Origin of the sequence: Actinoallomurus sp. NPDC050550 (assembly GCF_040655075.1) — a bacterium.
GTDB lineage: Bacteria > Actinomycetota > Actinomycetes > Streptosporangiales > Streptosporangiaceae > Actinoallomurus.
This window is the reverse complement of the sequence record NZ_JBFAJC010000005.1, coordinates 148,560-166,486: the sequence shown is the minus strand read 5'-3', so window position 1 is coordinate 166,486 and position 17,927 is coordinate 148,560. Positions and strand designations below refer to the sequence as shown.

15 protein-coding genes are annotated in these 17,927 nt (G+C 70.3%); 2 read left to right on the top strand and 13 right to left on the bottom strand.

Annotated elements, in window-relative coordinates; all coding sequences use genetic code 11:
• Positions 1–21 precede the first annotated feature (21 nt).
• On the top strand, positions 22–2,214 hold the full coding sequence (locus AB0I04_RS09115) for a discoidin domain-containing protein (protein ID WP_360881331.1): 2,193 nt from the start codon (positions 22–24) through the stop codon (positions 2,212–2,214).
• 49 nt (positions 2,215–2,263) lie between these two features.
• On the opposite strand, the gene AB0I04_RS09110 is transcribed toward AB0I04_RS09115, so the two are convergent.
• The 5 genes from AB0I04_RS09110 to AB0I04_RS09090 form a co-directional block, all read right to left on the bottom strand.
• On the bottom strand, positions 2,264–2,923 hold the full coding sequence (locus AB0I04_RS09110; protein ID WP_360881776.1) for a hypothetical protein: 660 nt from the start codon (positions 2,921–2,923) through the stop codon (positions 2,264–2,266).
• Positions 2,924–3,031: 108 nt separating this feature from the next.
• Positions 3,032–4,354, bottom strand: coding sequence for a GH1 family beta-glucosidase (locus tag AB0I04_RS09105; RefSeq protein WP_360881329.1), 1,323 nt, complete (start codon positions 4,352–4,354; stop codon positions 3,032–3,034).
• Between the two features lie 53 nt (positions 4,355–4,407).
• Positions 4,408–5,265: a carbohydrate ABC transporter permease gene (locus tag AB0I04_RS09100; RefSeq protein WP_360881327.1), complete on the bottom strand. Its 858-nt coding sequence runs from the start codon at positions 5,263–5,265 to the stop codon at positions 4,408–4,410.
• On the bottom strand, positions 5,258–6,253 hold the full coding sequence (locus AB0I04_RS09095; protein ID WP_360881325.1) for a sugar ABC transporter permease: 996 nt from the start codon (positions 6,251–6,253) through the stop codon (positions 5,258–5,260). Before AB0I04_RS09095 ends, AB0I04_RS09100 begins: the two co-directional genes overlap by 8 nt.
• Positions 6,254–6,267: 14 nt before the next feature.
• A complete protein-coding gene (locus tag AB0I04_RS09090; protein WP_360881323.1) occupies positions 6,268–7,581 on the bottom strand; it encodes a sugar ABC transporter substrate-binding protein in 1,314 nt (437 codons plus the stop codon).
• A 135-nt stretch (positions 7,582–7,716) separates the two neighbouring features.
• Between AB0I04_RS09090 and AB0I04_RS09085 the strand changes: the two genes are divergently transcribed.
• Positions 7,717–9,819, top strand: coding sequence for an AAA family ATPase (locus AB0I04_RS09085; protein ID WP_360881321.1), 2,103 nt, complete (start codon positions 7,717–7,719; stop codon positions 9,817–9,819).
• Between the two features lie 231 nt (positions 9,820–10,050).
• Here the strand turns inward: AB0I04_RS09085 and AB0I04_RS09080 are convergent, their stop codons facing one another.
• From AB0I04_RS09080 to AB0I04_RS09045, 8 genes are all read right to left on the bottom strand, one after another.
• A complete protein-coding gene (locus tag AB0I04_RS09080; protein ID WP_360881319.1) occupies positions 10,051–11,637 on the bottom strand; it encodes a glycoside hydrolase family 13 protein in 1,587 nt (528 codons plus the stop codon).
• A 50-nt stretch (positions 11,638–11,687) separates the two neighbouring features.
• Positions 11,688–12,587, bottom strand: a complete 900-nt coding sequence (locus AB0I04_RS09075) for a carbohydrate ABC transporter permease (RefSeq protein WP_360881317.1) — start codon at positions 12,585–12,587, stop codon at positions 11,688–11,690.
• Between the two features lies 1 nt (position 12,588).
• Positions 12,589–13,533: a sugar ABC transporter permease gene (locus AB0I04_RS09070; protein WP_360881315.1), complete on the bottom strand. Its 945-nt coding sequence runs from the start codon at positions 13,531–13,533 to the stop codon at positions 12,589–12,591.
• Between the two features lie 35 nt (positions 13,534–13,568).
• Complete coding sequence (locus AB0I04_RS09065; protein WP_360881313.1) at positions 13,569–14,918, bottom strand: sugar ABC transporter substrate-binding protein; 1,350 nt, start codon at positions 14,916–14,918, stop codon at positions 13,569–13,571.
• Positions 14,919–15,057: 139 nt separating this feature from the next.
• Complete coding sequence (locus tag AB0I04_RS09060) at positions 15,058–16,056, bottom strand: LacI family DNA-binding transcriptional regulator (protein ID WP_360881311.1); 999 nt, start codon at positions 16,054–16,056, stop codon at positions 15,058–15,060.
• A 91-nt stretch (positions 16,057–16,147) separates the two neighbouring features.
• Positions 16,148–16,276 (bottom strand): hypothetical protein, encoded by a 129-nt coding sequence (locus AB0I04_RS09055; RefSeq protein WP_360881309.1) that lies wholly within the window; start codon positions 16,274–16,276, stop codon positions 16,148–16,150.
• 172 nt (positions 16,277–16,448) lie between these two features.
• Positions 16,449–16,646 carry a ferredoxin gene (locus AB0I04_RS09050; RefSeq protein WP_360881307.1) on the bottom strand — a complete coding sequence of 66 codons (198 nt, stop codon included), beginning with the start codon at positions 16,644–16,646 and terminating at the stop codon, positions 16,449–16,451.
• A gap of 20 nt (positions 16,647–16,666) precedes the next feature.
• Positions 16,667–17,896: a cytochrome P450 gene (locus AB0I04_RS09045; protein ID WP_360881305.1), complete on the bottom strand. Its 1,230-nt coding sequence runs from the start codon at positions 17,894–17,896 to the stop codon at positions 16,667–16,669.
• Between the last annotated feature and the right edge of the window lie 31 nt (positions 17,897–17,927).

Genomic DNA, 17,927 nt, shown 5'->3' with positions numbered 1-17,927 from the left:
GCCCCCGACCCGGGAGATGTGATGAAACCCGCCCACGCCCCTGCCTGCCGGCCCCGGCCGCGTTCCCGTCGCCACCGATCGGCGTCGATCGCCGCGTTGATCGCGCTCCTCGCCGGTCTCCTCGTCGCCCTCGCCCCCGCAGCCGGGGCCGCCACCTGCGGCGGCGACGACGCGGCCGAGGGACGGCCCGCGACCGCGTCCTCCACCGAGGCCGCCGGATTCGCCGCCGCGAACGCGGTCGACGGCGACACCGGCACGCGCTGGTCCAGTGCCTTCAGCGACCCCCAGTGGATCCAGGTGGACCTCGGCTCGTCCCAGGACATCTGCCAGGTGGTGCTTCAGTGGGAGACCGCCGCCGGCAAGGCGTACCAGATCCAGACCTCGCCCGACGGATCCGCCTGGACCACCGTCTACTCCACGACGACCGGCCAGGGCGGCACCGAGACGCTGAACGTCACGGGCACCGGTCGCTACGTTCGCATGTACGGCACCGCCCGCACCACCGGCTACGGCTACTCCCTCTGGGAGTTCGCCGTCCACACCGCCTCCGGCGGCGGCACGCTGCCCGGAGGCGGCGACCTCGGGCCGAACGTCTTCGTGTTCGACCCGTCGATGTCGTCGGCCACCATCCAGAGCCGGCTCGACACGGTCTTCAAGCAGCAGGAGAGCAACCAGTTCGGCGGCGAGCGGTACGCACTGCTCTTCAAGCCCGGCAGTTACAACGTCAACGCGAACATCGGCTTCTACACCTCGATCGCCGGGCTGGGCGCCTCGCCCGACGATGTCACCATCAACGGCGGTGTCACCGTCGACGCCGGATGGTTCAACGGGAACGCCACCCAGAACTTCTGGCGGTCCGCGGAGAACCTGGCCGTGCAGCCGTCCGGCGGATTCGACCGGTGGGCGGTGTCGCAGGCCGCGCCGTTCCGCCGCATGCACATCAAGGGCGACCTGAACCTCGCGCCGACCGGCTACGGCTGGGCCAGCGGCGGCTACATCGCCGACACCAAGGTCGACGGCCAGGTGCAGCCGTATTCGCAGCAGCAGTGGTTCACCCGTGACAGCCAGATCGGCGGATGGCTGAACGGCGTGTGGAACATGGTGTTCACCGGGGTGTCGGGCGCGCCCGCGCAGAGCTTCCCGAACCCGCCCTACACCACCGTGGCCGGCTCGCCGGTGACGAGGGAGAAGCCGTTCCTGTACGTCGACTCCTCCGGCGCCTACCGGGTGTTCGTGCCCGCGTTGCGGAAGAACTCCCAGGGCACCACCTGGAGCGGCGGCAGCACCGCAGGCTCGTCCATCCCGCTGAGCCAGTTCTACGTCGCCAAGCCCTCCGACAGCGCGGCGACCCTCAACCAGGCGCTGGCCCAGGGCCTGAACCTGCTCTTCACCCCGGGCGTCTACAAGATCGACCAGACGCTCAACGTGACCCGTGCGGACACGGTCGTCCTCGGCCTCGGGTACGCCACGCTGGTGCCCCAGAACGGCGTCACGCCGATGTCCGTCGCCGACGTGAACGGCGTCAAGGTCGCCGGGCTGCTCTTCGACGCCGGCTCGGTGAACTCGCCGAACCTGCTCCAGATCGGCCCGAACGGATCCACCGCCGACCACTCCGCCGACCCGACCTCGATCCAGGACGTGTTCTTCCGGATCGGCGGCGCCGGCGTCGGCAAGGCCACCAACAGCCTGGTCGTCAACAGCAACAACGCGATCATCGACCACATCTGGGCGTGGCGGGCCGACCACGGCTCCGGCGTCGGCTGGACGAGCAACACCGCCGACACCGGTCTGACCGTCAACGGCAACGACGTCACCGCGTACGGCCTGTTCGTCGAGCACTACCAGAAGTACGAGGTCGTCTGGAACGGCGAGCGCGGCCGGACGTACTTCTTCCAGAACGAGATGCCGTACGACCCGCCGAACCAGGCCGCCTGGATGAACGGCTCGACCAACGGCTACGCCGCGTACAAGGTGGGCGCGAACGTCACGACGCACGAAGGGTGGGGCCTCGGCAGCTACTGCTACTTCAACGTCGATCCGTCGATCCACGCGGCGCACGCCTTCGAGGTGCCGAACACCTCCGGCGTGAGGTTCCATGACCTCCTGACGGTGTCCCTCGGCGGCAACGGGACGATCGACCACGTCATCAACGACACCGGTGGCGCCGCCCAGGGCACCGCGACGACCCCGGTCGACGTGGTCGGCTACCCGTGACCCGCTGATCCCCACCCCGTGGCCCGCGCGGCACCCCGCCGCGCGGGCCTCAGCGGTACGGGTATCCGTGGACGCGGGTGACGCGCCGTCTTCTGCGCATGCGGAGGCTTCGCCTGAGAAGGCGGATCACCACGACGACGAACACGACGGCCCCGGCCAGAACGATGAAGACGGGGATGCCCAGCTTCCAGTCGGGCCATTCGTCGTCGGTGTGCGTGCCGATCCGCAGCCGTACCACGCGGCCGTGCCAGATCTCGGCGCTGCCGGTGGTGCCGGCCTCCGCGACCTTGTAGAAGTCGTGCTCCACCTCGAAGTCGTGGTACCGCCCGTCCGCGGTGCGCACGGTGATCTTGTAGTGGGTGGTTCGCGAGGCGGCGACGACCCGCAGCCTCGCCACGGTCGGGAGGATCACGTGGAACGGCCCCATCGGGGGCTGCGGGGGCTGCTGGGGCGGCTGCGGCGGCGGGAACTGCGGCGGATCCGGCGGGTCCGGGTTCTCGGTCGTGTACGTGGACTGCCGGGTGACGGTCATCGCAAGCCGCGTGACGCAGTGACTCGTATCGGCCGGCGGAGGCGTCGCGCAGTACGGGGCCCGCTCGAACGCCGTCAGGTCGGCGTCGGGACCGGCGGCCAGCGCCACGCCCACGGCGATCAGTGCCGGTCCCGCCGCCAACGCCGCCCACGTTCTCAGCCTGGTTCGCCATTCCACGCACCGAACCTAACCCGGGCCGCGCTCCACGTACCGGGATTTTCGGGCGGTGGCGCGGCCCTCGCCGGGAGGCGATGCCGGCGAGGGCCGCGGTCTCGGGGCACCGGGTCAGACGTCCGCCCGCTCCCGATGGGAACGGATCAGCTCGGCGTAGCGGAGGCCGCTGTCCTTGACGGTCCGCCGCTGCGTCGCGAAGTCGACGTGGACGAGCCCGAAGCGCGGGGCGTAGCCGGCCGCCCATTCGAAGTTGTCCAGCAGCGACCAGCAGAAGTACCCGGCCAGCGGCACGCCGCGCCGCACCGCCGACGCGCACGCCGAGAGGTGCCCTTCCAGGTAGTCGGCGCGCTCGGCGTCGTGCACCCGCCCGCCGTCGACGGTGTCGGTCCACGCCGAGCCATTCTCGGTGACGTACATCCGGGGCGGCCGGTACTCCTCGGCGACCCGGGCCAGGATGCTCTCCAGCCCGTCCGGTTCGATCACCCAGTCCATCCCGGTGAGCCGGCGGCCGGTCGGCGTGGTCTCCCGGACGTACGGCGGAGCGCCGTCGGGGTCGTCCGCGACGACGGCCGGCCGGTAGTAGTTCACCCCGAGCCAGTCCAGCGGCGCCGCGATGGTCTCGAGGTCGCCGGGCTGCTCGGGAAGGTCGACCCCGTACACCTCGAGCATGTCGGCGGGGAAGCCCCGTCCGAAGACCGGGTCGAGCCACCAGCGGTTCGTGTGCCCGTCGAAGCGGGCGGACGCCGCGGCGTCGGCGGCCGAGTCGCCGGCGGGCTCCACGGGGTTCAGCAGATGCACGATGCCGACGCGTGCGCCGGGCGCGGCGGCCCGTACGGCCTGCGCCGCCAGCCCGTGACCGAGGAGCAGATGGTACGAGGCGGGCACGGCCGCCTTGACGTCCGCGAGGCCCGGTGCGTGCCGGCCTTCGAGGTGGCCGATCCAGGCGGCGCACAGCGGCTCGTTCACGGTGGCCCAGTCGGTGACGCGGTCGCCGAGCCGCTCCACGACGCGGGCGGAGTAGTCGGCGAAGTGGTGGGCGGTGTCGCGGTTCGTCCAGCCCCCGGCGTCCTGGAGGACCTGCGGCAGGTCCCAGTGATAGAGCGTGGGGAACGGCGTGATGCCCGCCGCGAGCAGGGCGTCGACGAGACGGTCGTAGAACGCCAGCCCGGGAGCGTTCACGGGACCGGACCCGCCGGGCATGACACGTGGCCAGGCGATGGAGAACCGGTAGGCGGTCACGCCGAGCCGCTTCATGATCTCGATGTCCTCCGGCCAGCGGTGATAGTGGTCGCATGCCACATCGCCGTGGTCGCCGCCGTCCACCTTCCCCGGGGTGTGGCTGAAGGTGTCCCAGATGGACGGGGACCGGCCGTCCTCGCCGACCGCACCTTCGATCTGGTAGGAGGAGGTGGCCACGCCCCATGCGAAGTCCACGGGGAGCAGGCTGAGGTGATCCACGAAGTGCCTTTCTGCGGTAGGGACGGCGCTCACTTGACGGCCCCGGCGGTGAGCCCGGCGACCAGGTAACGCTGAAGGAGGAGGAACCCGGCGACCACCGGCACGCTGACGACCAGCGAGGCGGCCATCACCTGGTTCCAGTACACGTCGGTCTCGGTCGCGTAGGCGCGCAGGCCCACGGCGAGGGTCCGGGTGGCGTCGTTGGTCATGACCGAGGCGAACAGCACCTCGCTCCAGGCGGTCATGAAGGCGTAGATGGCGACCGCGACGATGCCGGGGAGCGAGGCGGGGACGATGACGCGGAACAGCGCGCCGAGCGGGCCGCATCCGTCCACCAGCGCGGCCTCGTCGAGCCCCTGCGGGATCGAGTCGAAGTAGCCGACGAGCATCCAGATGGAGAAGGGGAGCGAGAAGGTGAGATACGTGAGGATCAGTCCGCCGCGCGAGCCGTACAGGGCGATCCCGGTCGCGTTCCCGATGCCGACGTAGAGCAGGAACAGCGGCAGTAGGAACAGGATGCCCGGGAACATCTGGGTGGACAGCACGGTGACCGTGAAGACGCGTCTGCCGCGGAAGCGGTACCGGCTCACCGCGTACGCCGCGAAGATGGCCACCACCACGGACAGCGCGGTCGCCGCGCTCGCCACGATGATCGAGTTCTCGAAGTAGCGGCCGAGCGGGATGGTGCGCCAGATGTCGGCGTACGGGCGGAAGGTGACGTGTTCGGGGATCCAGCGGAAGGCACCGGAGACGTCCCGCAGCGGCTTCAGCGAACTGCTCAGCATCACGTAGACCGGCAGCAGCGCGAAGACGGTCAGCAGCGTGAGGACGATCCGGCGGGTCCAGACGAACGACGGCGGCGGCGCCGTCGGCGAGCGCTCAGCCACGGCTCCTCCTCACTCGGGACGTGACCAGCAGGTAGGCGGCGGTCACCAGGGACAGGAAGAGCAGCATCAGCACGGACATCGCCGAGCCGGCCCCGAAGTTCCAGGTGACGAACGAGGCCGAGTAGATGTGCACGGAGATGAGGTCCCCGGCGGCCGGCGCCGACCTGCCGAACAGCACGTACGGCGTGGCGAAGTCGTTGAAGGTCCACAGGAACAGCACCAGCACGAGCACCTGGTTGATGGACCGCAGCGACGGCAGCGTGATGAGCCGGATCTGCTGCCAGATGCCGGCGCCGTCGATCGCCGAGGCCTCGTACAGCTCCCGCGGGATGTTCTGCAGGCCGGCCATCACGCACAGGAACGCGAAGGGCCAGTTCCGCCAGACGGAGACGACCAGGAGGGAGAAGAAGCTGTTGTCGCCGATCAGCCAGAACGTCGGCTTGCCGGTGACACCGAGCTGGTCGTGCAGGACGTGGTTCACGAGCCCGTTGTCGTGCTGGAGCATGAACGCCCAGACGATCACGGAGGCGTACAGCGGCAGCGCGTACGGCGTGAGGAATACCGCGCGCAGCACGCCGCGGCCCCGGAAACCGTCCTGCATCAGGATGGCCGCGGCCGTGCCGAACAGCCAGCACAGGCCCACGGCCAGCACGGTGAAGGCGCAGGTGACCAGGAAGGAGTCGAGCAGGGCCCGGCCGATGGGCGCGTTGACGTTCACGGCGACCCGGTAATTGCCCCACCCGGTCCAGGGCGCCTGCCACCACTGGCGGATGTAGAGCTGCGTGAGCTCCTTCAGGCTCATCACCACGCCCAGCACCATCGGGATGACGTGGACGATGAGTTCGAAGATCAGTGCGGGCAGCAGGAGCAGGTACGGCAGGCCGCCCCGGCGGACGCGGTCGGGAATGCGGAACAGGCGTCTCCGGCCGTCCCCGGGACCGGGGTCCGGTCCGGCCGGAGGCGCCTGACGGTGCACGGTCGTGGTCATCGGTGGCGGCACGCCTACTGGATCTGCTGCTGGGCCTTGGCGAGCCGCGCCTGGACGGACTGCGTCGTCACCGGACGTCCGGCCGCCGCGTCGGCGAGCAGGTCCTTGACCGCGCCGCCGACGAGCTCCTCGAACTGCGACTCCTTGGGCACCTGGGGGAGCGGCGCGGCGCTGGTCGCGATGGCGTTGCGCAGGACGGTCAGCTCGGGCGTGTTGAAGGCCGGGTCCTGCGAGGCGGTCTTGACGGGCGGGATCGACCCGTACTCGCCGTTGAGCTTCTTCTGCTCGGCGTCGCTCGTCATGAACTGCACGAACTTCAGCGCGCCGTCGAGGTTGCCGGAGTTCTTGAAGACGGCGATGTTGATGCCCGCGACCATCGTGTCGATGTTGCTGCCCTGCCCGGGAGCGCCGGACTGGACGGGGACCGGCGCCACGCCGAACTGGTCGGGCTTCATACCGTGCTTCTGCAGGTTGGGCCCCGCTGCCTGCCACAGCAGCATGGCGGCCTTCCCGGTCGCGAAGTCGGCGACCGACTCGTTCTGGGCGTACTCGGCGTTGCCCGGCGCGGCGATCTTGTCGCGCGCGATGAAGTCGACGTACTGCTTGACGCCGTCGACCGCGCCCTGCGACGTGAAGGTCGGCTTGCCGGCCGCGTCGAAGAAGTCGGCGCCGTGCTGCTTGGCGAAGACGAACGCGTGGTGGATGTTCTCCGAGACGTTGCCGCCCTCGATGGCCAGGCCGTAGTGGCCGCCCCCGGTGAGCCGCTTGCCGTCCTGGACGAGCTCGTCCCAGGTGGCCGGCGGCTTCGCGATGCCCGCGTCCGCGAACATCTTCTTGTTGTAATAAAGGCCGTACGCCAGGGAGTACAGCGGGACCGCGGTCGGGGTCTTCCCCTGCGCCCCGGTCGAGCCGAGGGCCGAGTCCTGGAAGCGGTCCTTACCGCCGACCTTCGCGAAGTTCTTGTCGTCGAAGGGCAGCAGTGCTCCCGTCGTCTGCAGGGAGGCCGACCAGGTGTTGCCGATGTTCAGGACGTCGGGGCCCTGCCCGGAGGACGTGGCGCCCAGGATGCGGTTGAGCAGGTCGGTCCATGGGACGACCTCGAGCTTGACCTTGATCCCGGTCTGCTTTTCGAACTCCTGCAGCTCGGGGGTGAGCTTGGCCTTGTCGTCCTCCAGGCTGGCGCCCTGGTTGCTCGCCCAGTAGGTGAGCGTCTTGGGATGGCCGGCGCTGTTGCCGCCGGTCGAGGTCCCGCCCCCGCAGCCGGGGAGCGCGGCAAGGAGAGTCGCGCCGAACGCGGCGCCGATGGCGGTACGGACCCGCACGCGCATACTGCCACTTCCTCACGTGAGGCTAATTTTAAGTCATGATTTAAGACGTGGCGTAAAGGTGTCAAGGGTGCTCGAACAGGCCTTCGGCGGGGGACGGAGGACCCCGGCCTCAGGGCGTCGTCTATTGTCGGCGAGGTGGGGGACCTGCCGATCGGGGAAACCCGTTTCATCGGACGCAGGGAGGAGCTCGCCGCGGCCAGGGCGGCCTTGCGGCGCGGCAGACTGCTCACGTTGACCGGCCCTCCCGGAGTGGGCAAGACACGTCTCGCGCTGCAACTGGCCCTGCGGGCGGGGCGCTCGTTCCCGGACGGGGTGTGGTTCGTCGAACTGGCCACGCTGCGGGACCCGGAGATGGTCACCGGCGCGGTGGCCGAAGCCCTCGGGGTGGAGGAGACGACGGTCGGCGCGCAGAAGTCCCCGGCCCGCGGCCTGATCGACGCCGTTGCCGACCACCTGTCCGGCGGCAGGACGCTCCTGGTCCTCGACAACTGCGAACACGTGCTGGGGGGCACGGCGCGGCTCGTCCACACGCTCTTGCGCCGGTGCGAGCGGCTGCGGATCCTGACCACCAGCCGGCAGACGCTACGGGTCGCCGGAGAACACGTGCTGACCGTGGGACCGCTGCCGGTTCCGGACCCGGACGACGTCCGGCTCGAGGCCGCCGTCGCGCGGTTCGACGCGATCCGCCTCTTCGCCGACCGCGCGACGGGCGCGTCCCGGCGGTTCCGGCTGACCGAGGAGAATCACGCAACGGTCGCCCGGCTGTGCCATCACCTGGAGGGCAATCCGCTCGCGATCGAACTGGCCGCCGTGCAGGTGCGCGCCATGCCGGTGGAGCAGATCCTGGAACGCCTGGACCGCCACCTCGACCTGCTCGCCGAGGGCAGCCGGATCGGTGATTCCCGGCTGCGGAGCCCGCGTTCGGCGATCGAATGGAGCCACCGGCTGTGCACCCCGCAGCAGCAGGCGCTGTGGCGACGGCTCGCCGTCTTCCAGGGCGGGTTCGACCTGGAGGACGCCGAGACGGTCTGCTCTGGCCGTGGGATCGACCAGGAAGAGGTCGGCTCGCTCCTCGCCGACCTCGTGGACATGTCGATCGTCATCAGGGAGGCCGCGCCGCACGCCTTCCTGTCCTATCGGCTGCCGGAGATGATCCGCGATTTCAGCGTCGAGGAGCTGTCCCGGTCGTCTGAGGAGGACTGGCTGCGCCATCGGCACGGCGAGCACTATCGGCGGTTCGCCGAACGCACCGAGGCCGACCCGATGAGCCACTACCAGGCCGCGACGCTCGCCAGGCTGCGACTGCAGCGCGCCAACCTGCGAGCCGCGGCCGACTACCACCTGACCGCTCCCCGCGGGGCCGCGACCGGATTGCGGATCACCACCGTCCTGGCGCGTCACTACCTCACCGTCGGTCTGATCAGCAAGGGCGGTGATCTGCTCATCCGGGCTCTCGACCAGAGTCCCGAGCCCGGGGCGGCGCGGGCGGAGGCGCTGTGGACCGCCGGATGGCTCACCCTCCTGCAAGGGCACACCGCCGAAAGCCTCGCCCTGCTCCGGCGATGCCGGGACCTCGCGGAGGAGATCGGTGACTCGTCGGCGCTCCGGCGCGTGACGCAGTTCACCGGACTGGCAGAGATCTTCCGGGGCCGATACGAGCATGCGCGCCTCCTCCTGCGGCGGGCGCGGGCGGACCATCACGACGCCGGTGACGACGACGGTGAGTGGCTCGCCCTGTATCAGCTGGCGCTGGTCGGCGGCAATCTCGAAGACCACCGGCAGGCCATCGCCTACGGCGAACGATCACTGGCGATCTGCCGCGCTCACGACGCGGCCTGGGCCGAAGGCCACGCGCTGTGGGTGACCGGCATCGCCACGCTGTGGTGCGGTGACACCGGCCGAGCGGGCCGGCTGCTCCGCGAGGCCCTCGGCCTCAAGCACGCCCTGGGGGACCGGTGGGGCATCTTCCGATGCATGGAGGCGCTCGCCTGGACGCTCGCGCCGAGCCGACCCGAAGACGCCGCTCGCCTTCTCGGGGCCAGCAATCGACTGTGGCGATCGATCGGCTCGCCCCCGGACCAGTTCCAGGCGCTGACGGAGGCTCGCCGACGATGGAGGGCGCACCTCGAAGACGTCCTCGGCCCCCGCAGGTTCGAGGACGTCTACCGCGAGGGCGCCGGTCTCCCGATCGACGAGCTCGTCGCCCACGCGCTCGGCGAGCCGATGTACGCCCGGTGATCGCGACCGTTTGAAGCTTTTACGGGTGGGGTGTTGGGGGAACACCCCACCCGTAAACGGGGGAAGGGGACGCGTAGACGTCGCGGCCGGACCGGCCATGAGAGAGACGGCACCACCGCCGGTCCGTAAGCTCCCCGAGACGTTAAGCCGCGTATCCGGGCGCGTCAACGCCACCCTGCCGACAATGTCGAACACCGATGGCGACGCCCTCCGCGGAACCGCCAGGGCGGATCAGTCCAGCCAGACGGCGGTGTCCGGAGGGAGCTCGCCCTGCTCCAGCGGTCCGCTGGCCAGCAGCACCGATCGGCCCTCCGGAAGCCGTACGGGCCGGGCGCCGAGGTTGACGACGCAGGTGACGCCCGAGTCCCGGTCGAAGGCCAGGACGTCCTCGCCCATCGACCGCCAGGCGAGCGTGCCGTCGCCGAGCCGATCGCGCCGCAGCCGCAGCGCCTTCCGGTAGAGGGCGAGCGTCGAGGACGGGTCCGCGGCCTGGGCCTCGACGGTGAGGTCGCGCCAGGACGGGGGCTGCGGCAGCCACGGCTCACCGCCGCCGAAGCCGAAGGGCGGCGCGTCGCCGGACCACGGGAGCGGGACCCGGCAGCCGTCCCGGCCACGGTCGCGGCGGCCCGAACGGAACCAGATGGGGTCCTCGAGCCGGTCCTCCGGCAGGTCCTCGACCTCCGGGAGGCCGAGCTCCTCGCCCTGGTAGACGTAGACGCAGCCGGGCAGCGCCATGGCGAGCAGGGCGGCCGCCCGGGCCCGGCGCAGGCCGAGGCGCAGGTCCGCGGGCGCGCCGTGCCGGCGGTCGCCCAGGTCGAAGGAGGTGTCCTCCCGGCCGAACCTGGTGACCGGGCGGGTCACGTCGTGGTTGGACAGCACCCAGGTCGGCGGCGCGCCCAGCGGAGTGTGCGTGGCCAGCGTCGTGTCGATCACCCGGCGCAGCGCCCGGGCCTCCCACGGGCAGCTCAGGAAGTCGAAGTTGAAGGCCGTGTGCATCTCGTCCGGGGCCAGGTAGGCCGCGAACCGGTCCTGGTCGGGCAGCCAGACCTCGCCGATCAGCGCCCGGTCGCCGTAGTCGTCGGCGGTCCGCCGCCAGGCCCGGTAGATCTCGTGCACGCCGTCCCGGTCGGTGTAGGGGTCCTGGCCGTCCGGCTCGGCGTCGGGGTCCTTGACCAGGACCGCGGCGGAGTCGATGCGGATGCCGTCCGCGCCGCGGTCGAACCAGAACCGCAGGACGTCGAGGAACTCCTCCCGTACCTCGGGGTTGCTCCAGTTGAAGTCGGGCTGCTCCGGCGCGAACAGGTGGAGGTACCACTCGCCGTCCGGAACTCGGGTCCACGCGGGACCGCCGAAGATGGACCGCCAGTCGTTCGGCGGCCCGTCGCCGCGCCCGGGCCGGAACCAGAACCGCGCGCGGGCCGCCGAGCCCGGCCCGGACCGCAGCGCCTCCTGGAACCAGGCGTGCCGGTCGGAGCAGTGGTTGGGGACGATGTCGACGATCGCTCTGATCCCGAGCCCGTGCGCCTCCTCGATGAGCTTCTCGGCCTCGGCGAGCGAGCCGAAGACCGGGTCGATGTCGCGGAAGTCGGCCACGTCGTAGCCGCCGTCGACCATCGGCGAGGGGTACCAGGGGTTCACCCAGACCGCGTCGACCCCCAGGTCGGCGAGATGGCGGAGGCGCCCGCGCAGGCCGGCCAGGTCACCGACGCCGTCGCCGTTGCCGTCCGCGAAACTGCGCGGGTAGACCTGGTAGATCGCGGCACTCCGCCACCAGCCCTCCGGCTGCGGCGACCTGCCGGGGGGAACGAGTTCGGCCATGCCGGATCATCTCCTCGAACGGTTCGGTCGGGTCACGGGCACGCGTGTCCTCACCCCTTCAGTCCTCCGGCGGTCAGGCCCGCCATGATGTGGCGCTGGAAGAGCAGGAAGACGGCGATGGCCGGGACGCTCGCGATCACGAGCGCGGCGATGAGGATGTTCTCCGGCGTCTGGTTCGACAGGGAGGAGATGGCCACGCTCACCGTCATCCGATTGCTGTCGGGCAGCACCAGCAGCGGCCAGACGAAGTCCTTCCACACGTTGACCACCGCGAAGATGGACACGACGGCGAGGATCGGCCGTGAGATCGGCAGGACGATCGACCGCAGGATGCGCCAGGACGAGGCGCCGTCGATCGCCGCCGCCTCGAGCAGTTCCCTGGGGATGGAGTCGAAGAACCGCTTGAGCAGGAACACGCTGAAGGCGTTCGCCGCCGCCGGGAACCAGATCGCGAACGGCGTGTTCAACAGATTGACGTGCAGGAACGGCAGATCGCGCACGGTCAGGTACAGCGGGATCAGCAGGACGGTCGGCGGGATCATCAACGTGGCCAGCATCATGCCGAGGATCGCCCGGCCGAGCACGGGCCGCAGCTTCGACAGGGCGTACGCCGCCGGTACGCACACGGCGAGCTGCAGCAGCCAGGCCCCGGCGGCGTACACGAGCGTGTTCAGGAGGTACCGTTCCAGGCTCAGCCGCTGCCACGCCTCGCGGTAGACGCCGGGGTGCGGGTGCCGGGGAAAGATCGTCGGGGGTGTGCGCGCGAGCTCGCCGGACGACTTGAGCGCGCCGGTCGCCATCCAGTAGAGCGGGAACACGAACACCGCGGTGAACAGCACGATCACCGCGACGAGGACGGACCAGTAGATCACCCGGCCGCGTGGCGTGGACAGTGCGCGGGCGGAGATGAGCGTTCGCGGGGCGGGCGCCTGCATCGTCGGGTTCCTCACCTCATCTCCCCTCGTCCCTGGTGAGCCGCAGGTACGCCGCGGAGAACACCATCAGGACGAGCATCAGCATCAGCCCGAGGGCGCTGCCGCCGCCGTAGCTGTTGAAGTTGAAGGCGTACTGGTACATCAGGTAGACGACGCTGACCGTGGCGTCCTGCGGCCCGCCGCCGGTGAGCAGGTACGGCTCGATGAACACCTGCATCGTGGCGATGACCTGGAGCAGGAGCATCACCAGCAGGATCAGCCTGGTCTGGGGGATGGTGACGTGCCGGACGCGCCGCAGCAGTCCCGCGCCGTCCAGCTCCGCCGCCTCGTACAGCTCGCCCTCGACGCTCTGCAGGGCGGCCAGGTAGATGAGCGTGCCGCTGCCCATGTTCATCCAGGTGGAGACGATCACCAGGGACAGCAGCGCGGTGCTCGTGGAGTCCAGCCAGTTCAGCCCCGGGAGGTGGGCCAGGCGCAGCAGCTGGTTGAACAGGCCGGGGCCCGGGTCGTAGAACCACTTGAACAGCAGCACCGCGACCGCCGGCGGGAGCATGACCGGCAGGTACACGACGAACCTGAGGTAGGCGCGCGCGTGGCGCAGCTCGTTGAGCAGCAGCGCCGTCACGAACGGCAGGACGTAACCGCACAGCAGCGCCAGCCCGGTGAACTCCAGGGTGTTCAGCCAGGCCTTGCCGAAGGCCGGGTCGGCTCCGACGCGGTGGAAATTATCGAGGCCGACCCACTGGGACCGGCCGACGAAGTTCGTCTGCTGGAAGCCGAGCAGGGCCTCCCGCACGATCGGGTACCAGGAGAACAGGGCGAAGCAGATCAGCGCCCCGCAGAGGAACCCGTACGCGGACAGGGCGCGCCGGACGCCGTACCGCGACGCCGCCCGGCGCGGCCCGGCCGGGCGCGACGGTGAACGCCGGGACGCCGCCTTGCGCAGGGCGGTCGTGGTCACCGATCCCTCCTTCGCGTGTGGGCCGCCGGGCGTGCTCAGTTGGAGCGGGCGAGAATGCCGTCGACCTTCTGCTGGGCGGACGCGAGGAGCCGGCCGGGGTCGGCGTTCCGGTCGGTGAGGACCGCCGACATGACCGAGTCGAGGACGGCGTAGACCTGCTGGGCGTTCGCCGGCTCGAGCCTGCCCGGGATGCGCGCGGAGGCGTCCTCGTACGGTTTGTAGTTCGCGACCGGGACGTTGGCCGACGCCGCGCGCAGCGAGTGGTCGGTGGTCGCCGTCGCCCCGGTGTAGAAGTCCGGCTGGGGCAGGCCGACCGCGCGCCCGTACCGCGCTTCGCGCTGGTAGTTCAGCTGGCCCTGTCCGGGCGTGAGGACGTAGTACTCCAGCCAGAGCAGCCCGGCCCTGATCTTGGCGGGGGAGGCCTTGACGTTGACCATGTAGCCGTCCCCGCCGATGAGCGTGGCCTTCGCCTCGGGGATCGGCGCCAGGCCGTAGTCCTTGTACGAGCCCTGGAACTGGTCGACCAGCGCGGTCACGTTGTCCGGCGCGGACAGGTACATCCCGAGCCGGCCGGCGGCCATCATCTGCTGCACGTCGGCGAGCTGGAGCAGCTGCTTGGACCCCATGGAGTCGTCGGTCCAGCGCATCTGCCGGAGGTTCTCCAGCACGGCCTGGCCCTGCGGGCTGTTGAACGCGGCCTTCTTCCCGTCGGGGGTGACGACGTCGCCGCCCTGGCCGTACAGCTCGGTGGTGAAGTGCCAGCCGCCCTGGTTGCCGGCGCTGTAGTCGGCGTATCCGGCGATGCCCTTGCCCAGTGCGGCGATCTTCTTCGCGTCGGCGCGCAGCTCCGCCCAGGTCGCGGGCGGGGTGTCGGGATTGAGCCCGGCCTGCTTGAACAGCTTGCGGTTGTAGAGCAGGCCCATCGAGTAGTTCTGCCGGGGCAGGCCGTAGATCCTGCCGTCGGGGCCGGTGAAGACCTGCTTGACGGAGGGCTGGAGGTCGGGGAGCTGCTTGACGCTGCCGAGGTACTTGGTGAGGTCGGCGGCCTGACCCGACTTGATCACGTTCTGGACGTCGGTGAAGTAGGTGTAGAAGACGTCCTCCATCTGGCCGCCCGCGAGCTTGGCCATGAACGTCTTCGGGTCCGCGCAGGGGAAGGCGTCCTTGCCGACGACCGTGATGTCCGGGTGCAGCCGGTGAAAGGCGGCGACATCCTCGTTCCACTCGCGGCGCTGGGTCGGCTGGCTCTTCGCGGGCATGCAGCCGACCGTGATGGAGACCCTCCCGCCCGAGGCGTCCTTGGATCCGTCACCGCCTCCGCACGCCGTACTGGTCAGGGCGAGCCCTGCCGTCAAAAGGACCATGAGCCGTCGGGGTCTCATCATCGACTCCCTCCTGGACTGGCCTCCGGCGCCCAGAGGCCGCGGGCCGAGGACCGGGATGCAGGATCCGGTGCGAGAACGATATAGAGACCGACATCACACTGCAATAGTCGAACTGAAGATAGAAAAAAATCGACAGTTGTCAGGCTGGGCCTGTGGAGCCGCGGACGACGAGCTCCGGCTCGAACAGCAGCTCTTCGGGGGCGGCCTGCGAGCCGTCGATCTGGGCGCCGAGAAGGGTCACCACCGCGCGCCCCATCGCGTCGATGGGCTGGCGCACTGTGGTCAGCGGCGGGTCGACGCAGCTCATGAACGCCGAGTCGTCGAAGCCGACCACCGAGACGTCCTCGGGCACCTGCCGCCCCTGCCGGCGGGCCGCCTTGATCGCGCCCAGCGCCAGCGGGTCACTGCCGCAGATCACCCCCGTGACCCCCCGCCGCAACAGGCGGGTCGTCGCCGCCTGGCCCCCCTCCAGGGAGAACAGGGTCCGCTCGACGAACTCCTCTCCGCCGAGGCCGGCCGCCTGGGCGAGCCGCTCGAAGGTCTCCACCTTCCGGCGGGACGGCATGTGGTCCGCCGGGCCGACGACCAGGCCGATCCGCTCGTGCCCCAGCGCGCGCAGGTGCCCGTACGCCTGCTCGACGGCGACGACGTCGTCGGTCGCCACCGCCGGGAAGCCGAGATCGGCGACGGACGCGTTCACGAGCACCACCGGCATGCCGCGCCTGCGGAGCAGGTGGTAGTGCTCATGTGCGGCGTCCGCCTCCGCGAACATCCCGCCGGCGAAGATCACTCCGGAGGCCTGCTGGTCGAGCAGCAGGTTCACGTACTCCGGCTCCGAGAGACCACCCGCCGTGCGCGTGCACAGGACGGGCGTGAAACCGAGTTGCACCAGGGCGCCGCTGACCACCTCGGCCAGGGCGGGGAAGATCGGATTCTGCAACTCCGGCAGCACCAGGCCGACCAGTCGGGCCCGGTCGCCCCGCAACTGCGTCGGCCGCTCGTAACCCAGCACGTCCAGCGCGGTCAGCACATTGTCGCGGGTCGCCGCCGAGACCCCCGGTTTGCCGTTGAGCACCCGGCTGACGGTGGCCTCGCTGACCCCTGCCTTCTTGGCGACATCGGCAAGTCGTCGTGACATGCCGCAAGAATATCGCAAATCCTGCAAGTCACTTACATGCGTTGCGGGAAGCGCTGCCGGGGCGCGGGCCCTGCCTCTGGCGTACGGCCGTTCAGAAGCGCTTCGGCTCGAAGTGCAGCGCGGTGACCCCGCAGTCGAACGTCAGCCAGTCCATCTCGCCGTTCGGGCCGGCCATGTAGCCGTCGACGGTGGTCTGGACCTGGAGCTTGAACGTGCGCATGAGGTGCTTCCTTCCGGGTTCGGAGCGGTGCCGTGAGGCCCGCCGTGCTCAGGTGCCTTCAGCTTCGCCGAACCCGTTTACGGAATGTTTACGGCTCCCCTCCGCGCCGTCCGGTGTGACCGCGTGCGGCGGCCGAGGCGGCCCGGGCCGCCTCGGCCGCCGTACCTGCCCGCTACGACTCTTCGACCTGGATGGCCAGCGCGGGGCACACGGCCGCGGCCTGCCGGACGTCGGCGGCCAGGTCCGCCGGCGGCTCCTCGGCGAGCAGTACGACGATGCCGTCCTCGTCGCGCTGGTCGAACACGTCCGGCGCGCTGGTCACGCACTGTCCGGACGCGACGCACTTGTCCTGATCGACGATGACCTTCATGGGTTCGCTCCTTTGCGGGATTACCAGGTGACGGGGAGTTCGTAGACGCCGTAGACGGATCCGTCGTGCTTGAACGGGATCCGGTCCAGGTCGGTGGCGAGTCTCAGGGTGGGGATGCGCTTGTAGAGGGTGCTGTAGACGACCTGGAGCTCCATGCGGGCCAGCGGCTGGCCCAGGCACTGGTGGACGCCGAAGCCGAAGGCGACGTGGTGGCGGGCGTCGCGCCGGAGGTCCAGCCGGTCGGGGTGCTCGAAGGCGTCGGGGTCCCGGTTGCCGATGTCGTTGGGCAGGATGACCCCCTCGCCGGCGCGGATGGTCTGGCCGGCGAGCTCGATGTCCTCCACCGCCACGCGGCGCCGCCCGCTGTGCGTGATGTGCAGGTAGCGCAGGAGCTCCTCCACCGCCGAGGCGACGAGCTTCGGGTCGTCGGCGTCGCGCAGCAGGGCGAGCTGGTCGGGGTGTTCCAGCAGGGCCAGGGTGCCCAGGGCGATCATGTTCGCGGTGGTCTCGTGCCCGGCGATCAGCAGCAGCACGCCGATCTGCGCCGCGTCCTGCCGGGTCAGCTCGCCCGCCTTGACCCGCCCGGTGAGTCCGGACAGCAGATCGTCGCCGGGATTCTCGAGCTTCTCGCCGACCAGCCGGTCCAGGTACTCGGTGAGGTTCCCGCTCGCCGTCATCCGCTGCTCGGGCGTCGCGGTCCGCTTGATGATGGTCTTGCTGTTGGCCTGGAAGAAGTCGTGGTCGGCGTACGGCACGCCCAGCAGGTCGCAGATGACCAGGGAGGGCACGGGCAGCGCGAACGCCTCCACCAGGTCCACCGGCTTCGGACCGGCCAGCATCTCGTCGATCAGCCGGTCCACGATCTGCTGTACCGCGGGGCGCAGGGCCTCGATCCGCTTGATGGTGAACGGCGCGGTCACCATCCGGCGCAGCCGAGCGTGCTCGGGGTCGTCCATCAGGATGAAGCCGATCTTCGAGCCGCCCGGCTGGATCGGCGCCGAGCTCGGGTAGCCGGGGCGCTCGATGTCGGCGCTCAGCCGGGGGTCGGCCAGCAGCGCCCGCTGGTCGGCGTAGCGGGTCACCAGCCACGGGGTGCTGCCGTCCCACAGCCGGACCCTGGCCAGCGGGCCTTGGCGCTGCGCGGCCGCCAGGTCCGGGGGCGGATCGAACGGGCAGCCCGCCGCCCGGTCCATCGGGAACTCCGGAACCGCTGCCGCCTCCGGGCCGGCCGGACTCACTGTGCTGGTCATGGCTACCTTCCTTGTCGAGCGGTTTTCTCGG

Coding starts and splice junctions, on each gene's coding strand:
- AB0I04_RS09045 (WP_360881305.1), bottom strand. CDS start 17,896: ATGACCAGCACAGTGAGTCCGGCCGGCCCGGAGGCGGCAGCGGTTCCG.
- AB0I04_RS09060 (WP_360881311.1), bottom strand. CDS start 16,056: ATGTCACGACGACTTGCCGATGTCGCCAAGAAGGCAGGGGTCAGCGAG.
- AB0I04_RS09095 (WP_360881325.1), bottom strand. CDS start 6,253: ATGACCACGACCGTGCACCGTCAGGCGCCTCCGGCCGGACCGGACCCC.
- AB0I04_RS09080 (WP_360881319.1), bottom strand. CDS start 11,637: ATGGCCGAACTCGTTCCCCCCGGCAGGTCGCCGCAGCCGGAGGGCTGG.
- AB0I04_RS09090 (WP_360881323.1), bottom strand. CDS start 7,581: ATGCGCGTGCGGGTCCGTACCGCCATCGGCGCCGCGTTCGGCGCGACT.
- AB0I04_RS09055 (WP_360881309.1), bottom strand. CDS start 16,276: ATGCGCACGTTCAAGCTCCAGGTCCAGACCACCGTCGACGGCTACATG.
- AB0I04_RS09115 (WP_360881331.1), top strand. CDS start 22: ATGAAACCCGCCCACGCCCCTGCCTGCCGGCCCCGGCCGCGTTCCCGT.
- AB0I04_RS09065 (WP_360881313.1), bottom strand. CDS start 14,918: ATGATGAGACCCCGACGGCTCATGGTCCTTTTGACGGCAGGGCTCGCC.
- AB0I04_RS09050 (WP_360881307.1), bottom strand. CDS start 16,646: ATGAAGGTCATCGTCGATCAGGACAAGTGCGTCGCGTCCGGACAGTGC.